This window comes from Thermanaerothrix sp., from assembly GCA_026417795.1.
Lineage (GTDB): Bacteria > Synergistota > Synergistia > Synergistales > Synergistaceae > Thermanaerovibrio.
Genome location: JAOACP010000118.1, coordinates 1 through 774 on the forward strand (window position 1 = coordinate 1; position 774 = coordinate 774).

At 54.1% G+C, this 774-nt stretch carries 1 protein-coding gene; it reads left to right on the forward strand.

The genetic code is table 11. The annotated features are described in order from the left end of the window. Positions 1-64: 64 nt before the first annotated feature. On the forward strand, positions 65-774 hold a 710-nt coding region (locus N2315_09500), incomplete at its 3' end, for an acyl-CoA dehydratase activase-related protein (protein MCX7829405.1).

Here is a 774-nt window from a genome sequence, read left to right on the forward strand (position 1 = left end):
TACCAGCACAAGCCTTATCGAGGGCAAGCGAATTGCGGGGGCCGACTTCTGTGCCCCTATTTCGATGATCCACGGCCAGACAGCGGCGCTGCTCCACAGCTGTGATTACGTGTTCATGCCTATTTATCTTGAAGCCCCCCCGCGGCAGGACCAAAGGCCCGCCACCAACGATGGGGAACGCCGTTTTTACTGCAATTATTCCCAGTACGTTCCCATGCTGATCTCCGTGGCTACCGGTGCGCCGGAACGCCTTCTGCGCCCCCTGGTGTACGCCCCCTTTGGGAAAAGCGAACAGGCGGTAGAAGAACTGCGGGAAAGCCTCCGCCCCCTCTACCAGAAATTAGGGATTGAACTTCCCCGCCCCTCTCTTATTGAAAAACTTCTCCGGGACATTCACCGGATAAAGCGGGCCTACGATGAAACCCTGAAAGAACTGTACACCAAGGTACGACCGGAAGAAGAGGAATTCGCCATCGTTCTTACGGGGCGACCCTATACGGCCCTGAGTAAGGGGATGAATAAGGGAATTCCCGATCTCTTTGCGGAACACGGCCTTAAAGTGTTTTTCCACGATATGCTGCCTCCATCTCAACAGTGGCAGCAGGAACATCAACTCCAGGCCTACCATTGGTACTATGCTTCAAAGGTGGTGGAAACCGCTTTGTATTGCCGGGATAACCCCCAGGTGTATCCGGTGCTGGTAACATCCTTTAAATGCGGACCCGATTCTTTTGCGATGGAAACCTTTAAACGGATCCTGGACGAGGCGGAAAA